The organism is Bacillus cihuensis, assembly GCF_000504145.1.
GTDB lineage: Bacteria > Bacillota > Bacilli > Bacillales > DSM-1321 > Peribacillus > Peribacillus huizhouensis.
In genome coordinates this window covers 2,013,871-2,032,182 of sequence record NZ_KI632495.1, presented here as the reverse complement: position 1 = coordinate 2,032,182, position 18,312 = coordinate 2,013,871, and the positions used below count along the sequence as shown (strand labels likewise).

The 18,312-nt window shown below is 36.6% G+C and carries 13 protein-coding genes; 7 read left to right on the top strand and 6 right to left on the bottom strand.

What is annotated here, in order from left to right:
- Positions 1-135: 135 nt before the first annotated feature.
- Positions 136-375, top strand: a complete 240-nt coding sequence (locus tag V179_RS0115465; protein WP_028392279.1) for a hypothetical protein — start codon at positions 136-138, stop codon at positions 373-375.
- Positions 376-1,008: 633 nt separating this feature from the next.
- On the opposite strand, the gene V179_RS31075 is transcribed toward V179_RS0115465, so the two are convergent.
- Positions 1,009-1,152, bottom strand: a complete 144-nt coding sequence (locus V179_RS31075; protein WP_154664011.1) for a hypothetical protein — start codon at positions 1,150-1,152, stop codon at positions 1,009-1,011.
- A 348-nt stretch (positions 1,153-1,500) separates the two neighbouring features.
- Here V179_RS31075 and V179_RS28060 point away from each other — a divergent pair, with 348 nt between their 5' ends.
- Positions 1,501-1,998, top strand: coding sequence for a hypothetical protein (locus tag V179_RS28060; protein WP_051404973.1), 498 nt, complete (start codon positions 1,501-1,503; stop codon positions 1,996-1,998).
- Between the two features lie 108 nt (positions 1,999-2,106).
- Here V179_RS28060 and V179_RS0115445 read toward each other — a convergent pair whose 3' ends face one another.
- The 3 genes from V179_RS0115445 to V179_RS29175 all read right to left on the bottom strand — a co-directional run bounded on the left by V179_RS0115445 (position 2,107) and on the right by V179_RS29175 (position 3,724).
- Positions 2,107-2,436 carry a hypothetical protein gene (locus tag V179_RS0115445; RefSeq protein WP_028392278.1) on the bottom strand — a complete coding sequence of 110 codons (330 nt, stop codon included), beginning with the start codon at positions 2,434-2,436 and terminating at the stop codon, positions 2,107-2,109.
- 17 nt (positions 2,437-2,453) lie between these two features.
- Positions 2,454-3,005, bottom strand: coding sequence for a hypothetical protein (locus V179_RS0115440; protein ID WP_028392277.1), 552 nt, complete (start codon positions 3,003-3,005; stop codon positions 2,454-2,456).
- Between the two features lie 65 nt (positions 3,006-3,070).
- Positions 3,071-3,724, bottom strand: a complete 654-nt coding sequence (locus V179_RS29175; RefSeq protein ID WP_051404972.1) for a BMQ_0737 family morphogenetic spore coat protein — start codon at positions 3,722-3,724, stop codon at positions 3,071-3,073.
- Positions 3,725-3,908: 184 nt separating this feature from the next.
- Here V179_RS29175 and V179_RS0115430 point away from each other — a divergent pair, with 184 nt between their 5' ends.
- Both V179_RS0115430 and V179_RS0115425 read left to right on the top strand, forming a co-directional pair.
- Complete coding sequence (locus V179_RS0115430; protein WP_028392276.1) at positions 3,909-5,450, top strand: coiled-coil domain-containing protein; 1,542 nt, start codon at positions 3,909-3,911, stop codon at positions 5,448-5,450.
- The gene (locus V179_RS0115425; protein ID WP_028392275.1) at positions 5,447-12,130 is read left to right on the top strand and encodes a hypothetical protein; all 6,684 of its coding nucleotides are present in this window, start codon (positions 5,447-5,449) and stop codon (positions 12,128-12,130) included. Before V179_RS0115430 ends, V179_RS0115425 begins: the two co-directional genes overlap by 4 nt.
- Positions 12,131-12,511: 381 nt before the next feature.
- Here V179_RS0115425 and V179_RS0115420 read toward each other — a convergent pair whose 3' ends face one another.
- On the bottom strand, positions 12,512-13,627 hold the full coding sequence (locus tag V179_RS0115420) for an aminopeptidase (protein ID WP_028392274.1): 1,116 nt from the start codon (positions 13,625-13,627) through the stop codon (positions 12,512-12,514).
- Positions 13,628-14,161: 534 nt separating this feature from the next.
- On the opposite strand from V179_RS0115420, the gene V179_RS0115415 reads away from it, so the two are divergent.
- The 3 genes from V179_RS0115415 (at position 14,162) to ytxJ (ending at position 15,865) form a co-directional block, all read left to right on the top strand.
- On the top strand, positions 14,162-14,665 hold the full coding sequence (locus V179_RS0115415) for a DUF948 domain-containing protein (protein WP_028392273.1): 504 nt from the start codon (positions 14,162-14,164) through the stop codon (positions 14,663-14,665).
- A 194-nt stretch (positions 14,666-14,859) separates the two neighbouring features.
- Positions 14,860-15,438 (top strand): YtxH domain-containing protein, encoded by a 579-nt coding sequence (locus V179_RS29170; protein ID WP_051404971.1) that lies wholly within the window; start codon positions 14,860-14,862, stop codon positions 15,436-15,438.
- A 100-nt stretch (positions 15,439-15,538) separates the two neighbouring features.
- On the top strand, positions 15,539-15,865 hold the full coding sequence (ytxJ, locus tag V179_RS0115405) for a bacillithiol system redox-active protein YtxJ (RefSeq protein ID WP_028392272.1): 327 nt from the start codon (positions 15,539-15,541) through the stop codon (positions 15,863-15,865).
- An 86-nt stretch (positions 15,866-15,951) separates the two neighbouring features.
- On the opposite strand, the gene V179_RS0115400 is transcribed toward ytxJ, so the two are convergent.
- Entirely contained in the window at positions 15,952-18,105 is a 2,154-nt protein-coding gene (locus V179_RS0115400) for a cell division protein FtsA (RefSeq protein ID WP_028392271.1), read from the bottom strand.
- Positions 18,106-18,312 lie beyond the last annotated feature (207 nt).

Below are 18,312 nucleotides of genomic sequence, written 5' to 3'. Positions count from 1 at the left end.
GTAATATAACTATAAATCGGCGCCTACCGCAGAGTTATTATTTCTATAGGGCTTCAATTTTACAGGTCCATAGGGTATAAGCCGTTTCACAAAAATTGAAAATCCATACTTTATAATGTAAGGAGGTGAATGGTATTGAATGGAGCAACTAAATGGCGTCTTAAAAAATATCTAGCAGAGCAAAACATGTTTGATGTAATAGAACTTCTTGAAAAGGGAGCAAGTAAACAAGAAGTAATTGATTTGTTCGAAAAACATAATATACTTTCTCAATCCCAAGAATATAGACGCCTCCAAAAAAAGTCACAAAATAAACAGTCTCGCCGCCTAAATAATCGAATAACCCGCCTACTTCAGTTAGTTGATCAAGAGTAAAAATTAAATTTAGAAATTCTAGTACTTGTGGTAGAAACAAGACATGACAAATGTCCAATCACAAGAATTATTTCTTCTGAACATGTCACTGCTGTTCTGGTTGAAGATTTAGTGCGAATATCTCCATTAAATGTATTGATACCACTGGTACTTGGCATGGTTTTGTAGATATCGATCAACAAGTTTGTGTCTGTTGTCCAGAAGAATAGAAGGACTAATGGATAAATACATAGTAGGTCTTCAACTTATATTGAAAATGGATATAAAATGAAAGTTTATTTTAGTGGGAACTTGTGGAAGTACCCCTAACAGAGCTTTAGAAAAAAGTGGTTCAAATATGAAGGAGTGTACTGAAAAAAGGGCATGATTTCAAGAAAAATCATGTCCTTTTTTTCTATGAGTAGATTAACCTCCTAAATAACGTTAAAACAGGCATTTTATTTTCTTTAATAATAAATGAATGTTAGAGTGCTTGTAATATTGAGGTTTTTCCTTTTTTTATGAAGAATGACGGTGCACTCTATTCACATAATAGTGATTGTGATTACAATGCAACGATTTAAGGTGTGCGGTTCATATAGGTAAATACTGCATAATTTATAAAAACGAGTTCTAAAAGGTGCTTATAGACTTTCAACCCGGATCGCCCTTCACCTTTTCATCAATTTCATCGATTTTTTTATCTTTATTTAAGAACTTCCAATAATACGCTATCTCAGTATCAATCATCCGCTGTTTAATGAAGTGATCGAATGTCTTATTTCTCCAATGATGCATTCCGATCCTTCTTGAGATCATCAATCTACTCCAATAATTCCTCACGGCTGGAATCAAGAAAGTCGTTGTAAATTTCTCTGAAAGGATGAGACTTAGGTACTTTAGGACATTTTTTCCACTCCGACATAACGAATGATATCCTCCTTCTCTGAATATGGTATTCCTCATTCAGTCCAAAAGCTCCAAAATACTTAAAAATGGGTGGGCTAATATTTTACTGGAGAGGTCAATAAAAAAACACATCTTTTTTAAAAAAAATAAGCACTTGTCTTATACAAAACTACGCCCATCTGCATTATATAGCAGGGAAGACATGTTAAAGTGTCAAATTTAAAGGGAGATGAGAGAATGGCTTATATTTCAAGATCATACGATGACGGGGATTTCCGTAGAAAGGAAAGGGAAGAAGATCACTGCAAAGATCGCGATAGGGAGGAACATAAAAAAGAGGAGAAAAAAGCTCATTGCTTTGTTTCAACTCATGGTGCTGCAGGCTTTGAAACACTTAACTTTTCATTACCAGCAAATACTACAACAACCGTTTTTGAAGATTTTACAAAAAACCACAATAAAACATTTATTACACTACAACCTAATTATGATATAACAGTAACAATTAAAACAAGAAAAAAACATGATTGTCACAAAACAATTCACGAAACTGTACCGGCAAATGGACTAAAAGTATTTCAAGTAGAGGATTTTAAAGAGCTTGTTATCAAAACAGGAGCTAATGAAACTAATATATATTTAGGTATTCAAAAAACGTTCTGTATCTGCTGCAAAGATGAAAATAATGAGAAACATGAAAAGCATCATAAGCATCATGATTGTGATTGCGATTAAGAATGAATAAAAAGTCCCCTTGATACAGGAGGGTATTGGAAAAGGGCATGATTTTATGATCATGTCCCTTTTTTTAGGTGCTAGGCACGTTACTTGGTAAAGATGTACTTAACGAAGCTCCTCTAATAACTCTAAATAAAATTTCTTATTTGTCTCTTGCATCTGGGTTATATCTTCACTCATTTTCTGCAATTTTGTTTCGGTTGTAAAATTCCAATGTTTTCCCACATCCTCTGATACGTCAGATACAGGTGTCGCTTGTTGTCCAAGCAATAAATATAGCCAAGCATATGAGCTTAAGCCATGGTCAATATTGATGATCGTTTGCCCTTTATGTTTTGTTGTATCATCCTCGATCTTAGATATTTGTCTTTCAAGTTCTTGTTTAAGAAGAGTTTCGATCATATCTTTTAGCTCTTTATTATTAGTAGAAAACAAAATCCCTCACCTCATTTTCAGTAGCTAATGCTGATGGAATTCAAAGCAGGTATCCCATCCATTTTTTCTTTGTAATAAATATACCCTAAAACATGTATAGATGCAGGGCCATCGTTTGCGAAACGAAGCTGGAAGTTCGAGAATGAGAAGGTTTCATTTGGAGGAATTATCTCCTTTGAGACTGGCTTGAATAAGTACTCCTTATCCCTATTACTTTTTGGATTTTCGATCCGTTCCCAAAAAAAAGCTTCGTTTTGAAGAGGTTTATTAGGGAGGACGTATTTTCCGGAAAAGTCGTATGGTTTGTCCGAGTTAATCTTGAGTAGGATAACTGGACTGTGTAGGGGAAGAGCCGTTTGATTATGAAAATGAAAGGTTCCTAAAACGGTATGCTCCTGATTATTTTCTTTCTCTATAATTGTTGAATGATTGAAATAGCTAATGGGCATCGACACTTGAGATTGCTTTTTTGTATGGATTAGTTTCCTTATTTTTTCATGAAATTCGATACTTTCGATTTCCATTTCTTTGAGCTTATTTTCTAAAACTTGAAGTAGTTTGTCCGTCATATTTTCACCATCCTTAAAAAGAATGAAGAGAGGAAATCTCCTCTCTTAAATCTTATGCAAGCTTATTAGTTATCATGACCAGGGAAAATAACCGGGCATTGTGGTGGAACGATTGGAGCTTGGCATTGCTCTGTTAAGATTTCACGAGGGTGGCAGAAGTCTGCTTTTACTTCGATTGTAACATCTGCAACTGCTTGAATGCTTTGGCATGTTGTTAATGTAAGATCGACGCTTTTTAAATGATCATCGTGGAAATTAAGCTTAGCAGTGCCATCTAGATCTGTTATTCTAACTACTAATCTTGTGCCTTCTGGCGCGCATAAGAATAAACTTTCATGAGCTTCTACACGGATTGGGCAAGAAGTAAAGACGAAATGTGTATTTTCATGAATGCCTCTAAATTCAATGACAATGAAGAAGATCTTTACGAAAGAGACTTTTTCCAGTGTTACTAAGGCACCGTCAATGACAAACGTTTTTTCCTCACGCTTATCGATTTCTTTTACCTTAACCTCAGCATTCGGACCAAGCGGTTTTCCATCCTCATCGGTTAAAATGAAGCGTGTTGTTAAATGCTTTACATCATGCAGTTCATGGTCAATATCAAGCTCTTTGGCTGAAACAAATTGCCTAACCGTATTCTGTAATACAACCCAATCATATACTTTTTCAGCATTGATACATAAAAGCTCTTGAGTGGGCCGTGGTGAATGACTCATATGATCGACTCCCTTTTAAAATATTTACTGTACAGTACAAAGTATGTAGCCCCCCTAGTCCTAGTTACGGTATTAACGCCCATTTTCTGAAACCATTATTCGGAAAGTTGGTAACAATTATTTTGGCACAGCCCAAATGGAAGAACATACAATACTCTATATCTTTTTTTATGGGGGGGTAATTATGTCCAATTTTGTAGATGAAAATCAGCTTAGTACAATGATACGTCAAATTAAAAAATACAAAAAAATGGTAAGGAGCTATCGAGAAAATGATGTTACCGAAGAATATTTGAAATTACGACAAAAGAACGAGCAAATTGAAATTGAGTGGCAGGCGGAGAAGAAGGAGCATTTAGAGTTATTGGATCAAGTACAAATCATGGCTGTACAGATAGAAGAATTAGAAACTCGAAATAATGCTATGGAAAAAGAATATGAAGAATTGAAGAGGAAAGAATTGGATCAGAAAAGTATATTAGACACAGCAAATCAACAAAATAGCGATTTGCAGGAAAAGGCTCAAGAGCTTGAAGAATTAAAACAATCTTACGAAGAAGTACTCGAACAGTTATCTGCCGCTACAATGAAGGAAGAAAGTCAGCACCAAGAGCTTGAACAATTAAAACAAACATATCAAGAGGTGACTGAAGAGCTATCGGAAACAAAATTGGTAGAGCAAGTCCAAACCGAAGTGTTAGAAGAGTTAAAACAATCGTATGAGGAAGTAAGCGAACAATTAGTAACCGCTACAATGAAGGAACAAAATCTGCACCAAGAACTTGGAGAGTTCAAGCAAACTTATCAAGAAATGGTCGAAGAGCTTTCGGCATCAAAATTGATAGAGCAAGTGCAGGCCGAAGAGCTAGAAAAATTAAACCAATCACATGAAGAGGTACTCGAACAGTTATCTGCCGCTACAATGAAGGAAGAAAGTCAGTACCAAGAGCTTGAACAATTAAAACAGACATATCGAGAGGTTACTGAAGAGCTATCGGAAACAAAATTGGTAGAGCAAGTCCAAACCGAAGTGTTAGAAGAGTTAAAACAATCGTATGAGGAAGTAAGCGAACAATTAGTGACCGCTACAATGAAGGAACAAAATCTGTACCAAGAATTTGAAGAGTTCAAGCAAACTTATCAAGAAGTGGTCGAAGAGCTTTCGGCATCAAAATTGGTCGAGCAAGTCCAAAGCGAAGAGCTCGTTCAAATAAAACTCTCGCATGAAGAAGTACTTGAACAGTTATCGGGGGCAAAGTTGAAAGAACAAAGTCAGCACCAAGAGCTTGAACAATTAAAACAAACATATCAAGAGGTGATTGAAGAGCTATCGGAAACAAAATTGGTCGAGCAAGTTCAAACCGAAGTGTTAGAAGAGTTAAAACAATCGTATGAGGAAGTAAGCGAACAATTAGTGACCGCTACAATGAAGGAACAAAATCTGCACCAAGAACTTGAACAATTAAACCAAACTTACCAAGAAGTGACCAAAGAGCTTTCGGCATCAAAATTGGTAGAGCAAGTTCAAAGCGAAGAGCTCGTTCATATAAAACTCTCGCATGAAGAAGTACTCGAACAGTTATCGGGGGCAAAGTTGAAAGAACAAAGTCAGCACCAAGAGCTTGAAGAATTAAAACAAACATATCAAGAGGTGATTGAAGAGCTATCGGAAACAAAATTGGTAGAGCAAGTCCTATCCGAAGTCAGTTATCTGCCGCTACAATGAAGGAACAAAATCTGTACCAAGAATTTGAAGAGTTCAAGCAAACTTATCAAGAAGTGGTCGAAGAGCTTTCGGCATCAAAATTGGTCGAGCAAGTCCAAAGCGAAGAGCTCGTTCAAATAAAACTCTCGCATGAAGAAGTACTTGAACAGTTATCAGGGGCAACGTTGAAAGAACAAAGTCAGCACCAAGAGCTTGAACAATTAAAACAAACATATCAAGCAGTGACGGAGGAACTTTCGGGATTAAAATTGGTAGAACAAGTCCAAAGCGAAGAGCTCGTTCAAATAAAACACTCGCATGAAGAAGTACTTGAACAGGTATCAGGGGCAACGTTGAAAGAACAAAGTCAGCACCAAGAACTTGAACAATTAAACCAAACTTACCAAGAAGTGACCAAAGAGCTTTCGGCATCAAAATTAGTAGAACAAGTTCAAGCCGAAGAACTAAAAAAATTAAAATACTCGTATGAGGAAGTACTTGATCAGCTATCGGCTGCAAGAATGAAGGAACAAAATCTACACCAAGAACTTGAACAAATAAAACAAACACATCAAGCAGTGACGGAAGAACTTTCGGGATTAAAATTGGTAGAACAAGTCCAAACGGAAGAACTAGAAAAATTAAACCAATCACATGAAGAGGTACTCGAACAGTTATCCGCCGCAACAATGAAGGAACAAAGTCAGCACCAAGAACTTGAACAATTAAAACAAACATATCAAGAGGTGATTGAAGAGCTATCGGAAACAAAATTGGTCGAGCAAGTTCAAACCGAAGTGTTAGAAGAGTTAAAACAATCGTATGAGGAAGTAAGCGAACAATTAGTGACCGCTACAATGAAGGAACAAAATCTGCACCAAGAACTTGAACAATTAAACCAAACTTACCAAGAAGTGACCAAAGAGCTTTCGGCATCAAAATTGGTAGAGCAAGTTCAAGCCGAAGAACTAAAAAAATTAAAATACTCGCATGAGGAAGTACTTGATCAGCTATCAGCTGCAATGTTGAAGGAACAAAGCCAGTACCAGGAACTTGAACAATTCAAGCAAACTCATCAAAAAATGACCGAAGAACTTTCGGAATTAAAATTGGTAGAACAAGTCCAAAGCGAAGAGCTCGAACAATTAAACCAAACTTACCAAGAAGTGACGAAAGAGCTTTCGGCATCAAAATTGGTAGAGCAAGTTCAAGCCGAAGAACTAAAAAAATTAAAATACTCACATGAGGAAGTACTTGATCAGCTATCTGCTGCAAGGTTGAAGGAACAAAGCCAGCACCATGAACTCGAACAATTCAAGCAAACTCATCAAAAAATGACGAAAGAACTTTCCGAATTAAAATTGGTAGAACAAGTTCAAACCAAAGAATTAGATAAATTAAACCACAAGCATAAAGAAGTACTCGAACAGTTATCGGTCGCTACCTTAAAGGAACAAAGTCAGTACCAAGAACTTGAACAATTCAAGCAAACTCATCAAAAAATGACCGAAGAACTTTCCGAATTAAAATTGGTAGAACAAGTTCAAGCCGAAGAACTAAAAAAATTAAAATACTCGCATGAGGAAGTACTTGATCAGCTATCGGCTGCAAGGTTGAAGGAACAAAGCCAGTACCAAGAACTTGAACAATTCAAACAAACTCATCAAAAAATGACCGAAGAACTTTCCGAATTAAAATTGGTAGAACAAGTCCAAAGCGAAGAGCTCGAACAATTAAACCAATCGCATGAAGAAGTACTCGAACAGTTATCGGCTGCAACATTAAAGGAACAAAGCCAGCACCAAGAACTTGAACAATTAAACCAAACTTACCAAGAAGTGACCAAAGAGCTTTCGGCATCAAAATTGGTAGAACAAGGTCAAGCCGAAGAACTAAAAAAATTAAAATACTCGCATGAGGAAGTACTTGATCAGCTATCGGCTGCAAGGTTGAAGGAACAAAGCCAGTACCAAGAACTTGAACAATTCAAACAAACTCATCAAAAAATGACCGAAGAACTTTCCGAATTAAAATTGGTAGAACAAGTTCAAGCCGAAGAATTAGATAAATTAAACCACTCGCATAAAGAAGTACTCGAACAGTTATCGGTAACTACCTTAAAAGAACAAAGTCAGTACCAAGAACTTGAACAAATAAAACAAACATATCAAGAAGTGACCGAAGAGCTTACGGAATCAAAATTGGTAGAGCAAGTCCTATCCGAAGTGTTAGAACAATTAAACCAATCGTATGAGGAAGTACTCGAACAGTTATCAGTCGTAACATTGAAGGAACAAAATCAACACCAAGAACTTGAACAAATAAAACAAACACATCAAGCATTGATGGAAGAACTTTCGGGATTAAAATTGGTAGAACAAGTCCAAAGCGAAGAACTAGAAAAATTAAATCAATCATATAAAGAAGTACTCGAACAGTTATCGGTAACTACCTTAAAAGAACAAAGTCAGTACCAAGAATTTGAACAAATAAAACAAACACATCAAGCATTGATGGAAGAACTTTCGGGATTAAAATTGGTAGAACAAGTCCAAAGCGAAGAACTAGAAAAATTAAATCAATCATATAAAGAAGTACTCGAACAGTTATCGGTAACTACCTTAAAAGAACAAAGTCAGTACCAAGAATTTGAACAAATAAAACAAACACATCAAGCATTGATGGAAGAACTTTCGGGATTAAAATTGGTAGAACAAGTCCAAAGCGAAGAACTAGAAAAATTAAATCAATCATATAAAGAAGTACTCGAACAGTTATCGGTAACTACCTTAAAAGAACAAAGTCAGTACCAAGAATTTGAACAAATAAAACAAACACATCAAGCATTGATGGAAGAACTTTCGGGATTAAAATTGGTAGAACAAGTCCAAAGCGAAGAACTAGAAAAATTAAATCAATCATATAAAGAAGTACTCGAACAGTTATCGGTAACTACCTTAAAAGAACAAAGTCAGTACCAAGAATTTGAACAAATAAAACAAACACATCAAGCATTGATGGAAGAACTTTCGGGATTAAAATTGGTAGAACAAGTCCAAAGCGAAGAACTAGAAAAATTAAATCAATCATATAAAGAAGTACTCGAACAGTTATCGGTAACTACCTTAAAAGAACAAAGTCAGTACCAAGAATTTGAACAAATAAAACAAACACATCAAGCATTGATGGAAGAACTTTCGGGATTAAAATTGGTAGAACAAGTCCAAAGCGAAGAACTAGAAAAATTAAATCAATCATATAAAGAAGTACTCGAACAGTTATCGGTAACTACCTTAAAAGAACAAAGTCAGTACCAAGAATTTGAACAAATAAAACAAACACATCAAGCATTGATGGAAGAACTTTCGGGATTAAAATTGGTAGAACAAGTCCAAAGCGAAGAACTAGAAAAATTAAATCAATCATATAAAGAAGTACTCGAACAGTTATCGGTAACTACCTTAAAAGAACAAAGTCAGTACCAAGAATTTGAACAAATAAAACAAACACATCAAGCATTGATGGAAGAACTTTCGGGATTAAAATTGGTAGAACAAGTCCAAAGCGAAGAACTAGAAAAATTAAATCAATCATATAAAGAAGTACTCGAACAGTTATCGGTAACTACCTTAAAAGAACAAAGTCAGTACCAAGAATTTGAACAAATAAAACAAACACATCAAGCATTGATGGAAGAACTTTCGGGATTAAAATTGGTAGAACAAGTCCAAAGCGAAGAACTAGAAAAATTAAATCAATCATATAAAGAAGTACTCGAACAGTTATCGGTAACTACCTTAAAAGAACAAAGTCAGTACCAAGAATTTGAACAAATAAAACAAACACATCAAGCATTGATGGAAGAACTTTCGGGATTAAAATTGGTAGAACAAGTCCAAAGCGAAGAACTAGAAAAATTAAATCAATCATATAAAGAAGTACTCGAACAGTTATCGGTAACTACCTTAAAAGAACAAAGTCAGTACCAAGAATTTGAACAAATAAAACAAACACATCAAGCATTGATGGAAGAACTTTCGGGATTAAAATTGGTAGAACAAGTCCAAAGCGAAGAACTAGAAAAATTAAATCAATCATATAAAGAAGTACTCGAACAGTTATCGGTAACTACCTTAAAAGAACAAAGTCAGTACCAAGAATTTGAACAAATAAAACAAACACATCAAGCATTGATGGAAGAACTTTCGGGATTAAAATTGGTAGAACAAGTCCAAAGCGAAGAACTAGAAAAATTAAATCAATCATATAAAGAAGTACTCGAACAGTTATCGGTAACTACCTTAAAAGAACAAAGTCAGTACCAAGAATTTGAACAAATAAAACAAACACATCAAGCATTGATGGAAGAACTTTCGGGATTAAAATTGGTAGAACAAGTCCAAAGCGAAGAACTAGAAAAATTAAATCAATCATATAAAGAAGTACTCGAACAGTTATCGGTAACTACCTTAAAAGAACAAAGTCAGTACCAAGAACTTGAACAAATAAAACAAACACATCAAGCGGTGACCGAAGAACTTTCAGAATTAAAATTGGTAGAACAAGTCCAAAGCGAAGAACTAGAAAAATTAAATCAATCATATAAAGAAGTGCTCGAACAGTTATCGGCCGCAACGTTGAAAGAACAAAGTCAGCACCAAGAACTTGAAGAATTCAAGCAAACACATCAAAAAATGATGGAAGAACTTTCAGAATTAAAATTGGTAGAACAAGTCCAAAGCGAAGAACTAGAAAAATTAAATCAATCATATAAAGAAGTACTCGAACAGTTATCGGCCGCAACGTTGAAAGAACAAAGTCAGCACCAAGCACTTGAAGAATTCAAGCAAACACATCAAAAAATGACCGAAGAACTTTCAGAATTAAAATTGGTAGAACAAGTCCAAAGCGAAGAACTAGAACAATTAAACCAATCATATAAAGAAGTGTTCGAACAGTTATCGGCCGCAACGTTGAAAGAACAAAGTCAGCACCAAGAACTTGAAGAATTCAAGCAAACACATCAAAAAATGATGGAAGAACATTCGGAATTAAAATTGGTAGAGCAAGTCCAAATGGAAGAACTAGAACAGTTAAACCAATCGCATGAAGAAGTACTCGAACAGTTATCGGTCGCTACCTTAAAGGAACAAAGTCAGCACCAAGAACTTGAAGAATTCAAGCAAACTCATCAAAAAATGACCAAAGAACTCTCAGAATTAAAATTGGTAGAACAAGTCCAAAGTGAAGAACTAGAACAATTAAACCAATCATATAAAGAAGTGCTCGAACAGTTATCGGCCGCAACGTTGAAAGAACAAAGTCAGCACCAAGCACTTGAACAATTAAAACAAACATATCAAGAGGTGATTGAAGAGCTATCGGAAACAAAATTGGTCGAGCAAGTTCAAACCGAAGTGTTAGAAGAGTTAAAACAATCGTATGAGGAAGTAAGCGAACAATTAGTGACCGCTACAATGAAGGAACAAAATCTGCACCAAGAACTTGAACAATTAAACCAAACTTACGAAGAAGTGACCAAAGAGCTTTCGACATCAAAATTGTTAGAACAAGTTCAAAGCGAAGAGCTCGTTCAAATAAAACTCTCGCATGAAGAAGTACTCGAACAGCTATCTGTTACAACAATGAAGGAACAAAATCTACACCAAGAACTTGAACAATTAAACCAAACTTACGAAGAAGTGACCAAAGAGCTTTCGACATCAAAATTGTTAGAACAAGTTCAAAGCGAAGAGCTCGTTCAAATAAAACTCTCGCATGAAGAAGTACTCGAACAGCTATCTGTTACAACAATGAAGGAACAAAGTCAGCACCAAGAACTTGAAGAATTAAAACAGATACATCAAGAAATGAGCCAAAAATTAGCAGAATCTAGAATAACGGAACAAGATCAGAAACGGGTCCTTGACGTATTAAATGAGACGAATCAAGAGTTGAATCAGGAGCTAGCAGAGTCTAGAATGAAGGAACAGTATCAAAAACAATCGTACGTAGAAGTAAACCATTCATACGAATTACTGAAAAAAGAGCTGGCTGCTTCAGTATTAAGTGAACAAGTTCAAAAACAAGTACTCGAAGTATTAAGACAATCTTATGATTTGCAAAACCAGGAGCTAGCAGACACAAGATTTGCTAAACAGCTTCTGCATAAAGAGCTTGAAGAAGTGAAACAATCGTACAAAGAGTTGAAATATGAACTTGAACAAATGAAAATGGCTAAAAAGGAACATGCCTATGATTTAGAAAAGTTAAGGCATTCTTACGAAAGTCATAACCAAGAATTAGCAGAGTTAAAGCAAGCCTATCAAAATAATGAAGCAGAGTTAAAAGATGTAAGCCAATCTTATGAAGTTCAGAGCCAGGAACTAGCAAACCTCAAATTGAATGATAAGGAACAAAAGCAGGAACTTGAAAAAATAAACCAGTCTTATCAACAACTACAACAAGAACACGAAGAATTAATAAAATCAACTAAAGGCAAAATAGAGGCAGAAATGGATAATAGCAAAAAACATGGAGATTCATTAAAACCAATTACTAGAACGCCATTAGACTTGATGAGGTTGTCCAAAAAACATAATACTGAGCAACCAGTTCTGCCTAGGAGAATGACGTTTCGTGAAATACAAGCAAATTCCCTTCTTAAAGAGGATGGAATAGAATCCAGTGATTGGAAATAAATCATCCACCATGACGGATGAAAAAGTGAGTTTAATAACGTAAAGGCTAAAAGATCCCACATCTCTTATATATCGTTTCTCCTGCATTAAGGGGCAGTATCCAGTAACCTCGCTTTTGACGTAAAAGCCCGATTGGTGAGATACAGTGAAACTTACCGGGAGTTACGCAGAGGTAAGTTTGCGCCTACAGGATGCAGCTCACAAAGACGAAGATATGAGGACTCGGCGTACTTAGTTTGTGACTCTAGAACGGGACTAACAATCAGTGGGGGAAAAGAAAACCCCACTGATTGATGTTTCACTTTATAGACGTGTAATAACACAATAAACGGTGTATAGAGTGTGAGGTCTGACCACTTTGGAACAGCCCCGTTTTACATATTACTTCAAGTTTTCGGGATTTAACTTCTCAAGCTCTGGAATGACAAACCGGCCATCTTGACGGATTAATACGTCATCAAAGTAGATGTTTCCGCCGCCATAATCAGGACGTTGGATATTTACTAAATCCCAGTGTATGTTGGAGTGATTGCCATTATATGCATCATCATAGCATTGCCCTGGAGTGAAATGGAAGCTACCATCAATCTTTTCATCAAATAAGATATCCTGCATCGGATGGAGGATGAATGGATTCACACCAATCGCGAACTCTCCAATGAACCGAGCACCTTCATCTGTATCGAAAATTTTGTTGATGCGCTCTGTATCATTTGCCGTTGCTTCAACAATTTTGCCATCTTTGAAGGTTAATTTCACATTTTCAAACGTAAATCCTTGATATGGCGATGGTGTATTATATGTAATTGTTCCGTTTACTGAATCACGTACAGGGGCCGAATACACTTCTCCATCAGGAATATTTAATTCTCCTGCACATTTAATCGCTTTGATGTCCTTGATAGAAAACGTTAAATCGGTACCAGGTCCAGTTAAGCGGACTTTGTCCGTACGATTCATGAGGTCAACCAGGCTGTCCATTGCCTCGCTCATTTTGCCGTAATCTAGATTGCACACATTAAAATAAAAGTCCTCAAATGCCTCCGTGCTCATTTTCGCCAATTGAGCCATCGAGTTTGTCGGGTAACGAAGCACAACCCATTTTGTTTTTGGAACGCGAATTTCTCTATGTACTTTCTTACCGACTGTATTGCCGTGGATTGCCATTTTTTCTGCGGGTACATCTGATTGCTCATTTATATTGTCACCAGCGCGCAGGCCGATATAGGCATCCATATTTTTCATAACATTCGCTTCGAATTCAGCTATCATCTCATATTGTTCTTCTTTTGCGCCCATTAGTAAGGAGCGATCTACTTGATGGTCTTTTAAAGAAACAAATGGGTATCCACCTGCTGCATATGCTTCTTTCACAAGGGCATTGACGAGTCCACGTTGTAATCCGAAGTTTTCAATCAGGACTTTTTCCCCTTTTTGTAGCTTAACAGAGTAATTGATTAAATTTTTTGCTAGTTGTTCAATTCTAGGATCTTTCATTGTATGGCCTCCAATTTAAATAAGATAAAGTGAAACCTCTATCCCCTTAACTATGCTTCTTCGATTTCTCTAAGCCTTGAAGTGGTGGGTGACTTTCCGTTAATGCGGATAAAATGATAGGTAAAATATTTGGAAAACGTAGACTTGTTGCGTATCCTATCACATAATTATTGTAACCGATTTTCTTTATTCTGTTACATATAATAGTTCGAGGGGAGAAATAATTTTCACTCGTGAAAAAATTTGTTATTCTAAGACTTAAGATTATGAAGGAATATATAGCATAATTGTGGAAAATGTTTAGAGATGAAGTTTATCAAAGAATGGAAAGGGTATTGATAAGAACAGAAAAAATATCGTATAAACATAATGTGAAATTTCAATTAGTGGGGTGTAATCTCCCACTGTTGTGACCAATCAGGCTATTAAGGGCAAGTTATCCTCCACCAAGGTTTCTTCGATTCTTTTAAGTCTTGAGTTGGGATCTATTGCCCGTTTAAGCGGGATAAATGAACATTTTTCGGAGGGATTGATATGGAGATCATTTTATACTTGAGTGCTGCCGTTTTCGCAATTGCTTTTTTCATTTTAGTTGTTTTCTTAGCCAAAACATTAAAATCGTTGCAATCTACACTTGATAGTGTGTCGAAAACATTAACCGGGCTAGAAAGCCAAATGCAAGGTGTGTCACTTGAGACGACACAATTATTGCATAAGACAAATGCACTCGCAGAAGATTTACAAAAGAAATCAGAAAACCTAAATACCGTGGTAGATGCAGTTAAGGATGTGGGAAGTTCCATCCAAAACTTTAATACATCTGTTCAAAAAATTTCACACAAAGTACAGCATGAGCTTGAGAATAATCAAGATAAGATTTCCCAGATTGTTCAATGGACAAATGTTGCGATGGAAATCCGTGATAAGTGGAAATCTAAGAAAAAGCAGACCATGTCAACTGACGAACCATCTTACAGACAAGAAGAGGATCCAGAATCAGACAAAGTAGTAAAAAAGCGGTTCTTACGTTCTAGATGATACGTAAGGAGAAGAAAACTAGTAAATAAAGTGAAACTTCCATCGGTGGGTGCAGTTTCCCACTGATGGTTAGTTAAACCAATCGGGCTTTTACGGGCAGTTTGTCTAAACTTATCTTCTTTGTTCATCACAAGCTTGAGGTGGGGGGCTCACTGCCCGTTAAAGCGGGATAAAAAGTTGAGAGGAGAATGAACATGGCACAAAAAGAATTTCTGGTTAAGGATTATACGAAGGATTGCGAAAAAGCAAATGAAGAGCGTCATTCTGGTAACTCTACAGGATTTATTATTGGAGCTGTAATTGGAGGCGTCATTGGTGCTTGCTGTGCCTTATTCATGGCTCCTAAAACGGGTAAAGAATTACGGATCGACGTCACTGAACAAGCGAAATCATTAAGTGAGAAAACAGAAAAGCTCCGTCGCGTTGCGATTGAAAAAGGCAACGAAATCGCCGAAACGGCTAAAGAAAAAAGCAATTCTGTAACGCAGATTGTTAGTGATAAAGGTTCTGACTTATTAAATAAAGTTTCCAGTTTAAAGCCTGGCGTTAAATCTGGAGAAGAATTAAGTAAAAAAGAAGGAATCGAAAGTTTGGCAGATGATAAAGGAAGTTTCGGACATCGTTCAAAAATCAAAAGTGTTGAAGTGAAGCATGTACCAGATGCAGATAATTCAACAGCTAAGGATCCAAAAAAGAGCAACAAAAGTGCGGCTCAACTGCTCGACGAGACCGAAAAGGCATTTGAAGAAACGGAAACGAAGTATAAACAGTAAATTTGTCAAAACTGGCGCTGAAATGATAGGCTAATTTCAGCGCCAGTTTTTTTGAAATGGTTGATCAATCTAGATGATTATTTTGAAAGGAGTTATGAAGATGGCATTAGTAAAAATTGAAACAGAAGAACAGTTTAATGAATTAGTTAATGAGGATTCATTCCTTCTATTTAAGCATAGTTTAACCTGCCCAGTCAGTGCAGAAGCCTTTACAGAATATCAACGGTATATTGATGAGCACAACGATGTTAAGACAGCTTATTTAGCTGTTCAGGAAGCACGTCCGCTTTCTGCTTATATTGCAGAAACCTTTGATGTGAAACACCAATCACCACAGGCCATTTATTTTAAAGATGGCAAACCTGCTTGGAATGAGTCACATTGGAGAATCACTGTGGCTTCACTTGATGAGGCAGTAGGAAAATGATATAACAGGCTATAGCGTAACGAAGGGTCAGAACCCCATCTCTAAATACCGTTTAGAGTAAGGTCTGATCCTTTTTTACTTTTTCTTTATGTCGGAGATGATGTCGGCCAAAGGATGCTTAATTCATCTCCAGGAGCAAGCGTGTCATTAAAGGTTGTTTCTTGATTGTTTTTTATTAACAGAAATCCTCCAACTGGATGGTCTGGCATGTCAATGTCCATATGCATGAATACATCCTGAAAAATAAACGGCTCCATTTTATGTTGAATGAAGCTAAGAACATCCTCTTGGTTGATGACATCTTCATTCGTTAAGTTTTGTCCATCGCGATAAAACTCAGCGAGCTTTTTTGTGAGCTGTAGTTTTTTTCCGTTGAATGTAACGGGGATTGAAAATGTTAGCTGGGCATTCATCGCAAAAGCCAAATCAGTCGTAATTGGCTGGGCTGACTTAATGATTTCAATCACATCACCATCTTCGTATAAACTTTCAGGATTTGTTAGAATACCGTTTTTGACAATCTTGCTACCGAATGAAGGGAGGGTAACGATCTTTTCATTCACATTAACTGTAAATGGCTTTACACTTCTCAACAGATGTTCTTCATTGGTAATTGTAAAAAGTGCTGCTAGTGTTCCTGGTATCGTACATGTAATTCGGTCATTGTCATGAAGGAATTCTTCACCTGTAACAACCTGTTCATTACGGCGTAGTTCGGCATGAATCGTGTGTGAAACGCCATTGATTGAGACTTGTTTACTTGGTAATCCATCAACAAGTTCTTTAATAGACAATTTAGGTGACCGGCCATCTTCCCCTTGCTGGACAGTGATTTCATCGCCATCTCGAACGGTGTAGTCTAATGATACGTCCTTGCCGTTTATTGTTAGGATCGGTTTTGTCCCATGCTCGCCTGGGATTGTAATTAATTGGCCGTTGAACTCGATGATCATAGCCATGCCAGGTCTTCCATATAATTTATTCAATTTAACTCCAGCAGTAAGCAAGCAATCCCCTACTGTCATTTCTTTCATATCAAAGAGGCGGATCGTCTGACCGTTCACAGTCACGCTCATATATTGAATCGGACTTTTGTGAGCGGCTATAGCAATCCCGATTGGTGTTACGAGCTCAGGACCACTGTGAACGTGGGCAGCAAATGTAAGTTTGCCAATAGCTTCAATTCCTCGGATGGCGACACGGTTTTGTGGAAGATTTAATTTGTCAGCCAAAACATTAGAAAGTCGAGGGGTTAAGCTGCCACCGCCAACTAGCATCACTGCCTTTGGTGATTTGTTGTTATTTAATTCCAATATTTCTTTGCAAATAGCATCTGCCAATTTTTCAATAGAAGGCATGATGCTTCGAACTACCTCTGTACTTGGTATTTCCGTCTCGAAACCAAGGATATCGGTTACAGTAATCATTTCAGAATCTGTCAACTGCCTTTTAGCGGTTTCTGCTAGCGGAAAATCGAGTAGAAGCGAGTCGCTAATGGCTTCAGTGATTTCATCGCCAGCAATCGGTACCATACCATAGGCAATAACCGTTCCTGAATCTGTTAAGGCGATGTCAGAAGTACCTGCACCGATATCTACGAGCGCAACATTCAATCTTCTCATGGACTGAGGAATCAGTACATTGATGGCAGCAATTGGCTCAAGCGTCAAAGCTTGCATATGTAAATCTGCTCGTTTTAAAGCGGCAAGTAGACTTTCAACAACTACTTTGGGAAGAAATGTTGCAATAATTTCGACAGAAGCTTTTCCTCCATTTTGATCGATTAAGCTGCCAATTTCTTGATCATCAAGTCGATAATATAAAACAGAGTATCCGACACAATAATAATGATGGTTTGTACTTGAGTTGTTTTTTTCTGCTACAATGGCTTGCGCTTTTTGAACGGCACTTAATTCAAGGTGCAAAATATCATCGGGCTTTAGCATCGGTTTCCCGTTAATATCCATACTAATAGAGGCACGCTCTGTTTTTAATGCACGCCCAGCTGCAGCAACCGACACATTATGAAGTGAGCCGTGTTTCTTTTCCAAAGTGTCTTTAATAGTTTGGATGACATTCGAGACAGCTATCACATCATGAATTTGTCCGTCTAGCATAGCCCGTTCTTGATGTTCAATTGAAACAATATCTGTTACTTCAAATGAATCTGCCGTTTGTTCCAAAATAATTCCTACAACTGAACGAGTACCAATATCAAGTGCGAATCGTTTTTCGTGCACAAAGAACACCTTCTTTTAACTAAAATATACTTTAATGCTTAAAAGCGTTTAATTATTAAAGAAAAAAATAGTGACAATTCAAAACTTTTCATTTATAATAAATGAAATTATATAAAAACAGTAACATATTTTTTCAATTCATAACAGATTCCGGATGTGAATGATAAAAACTTGCCATCTTCTCATAAATTATGAAGCAGCTATGTT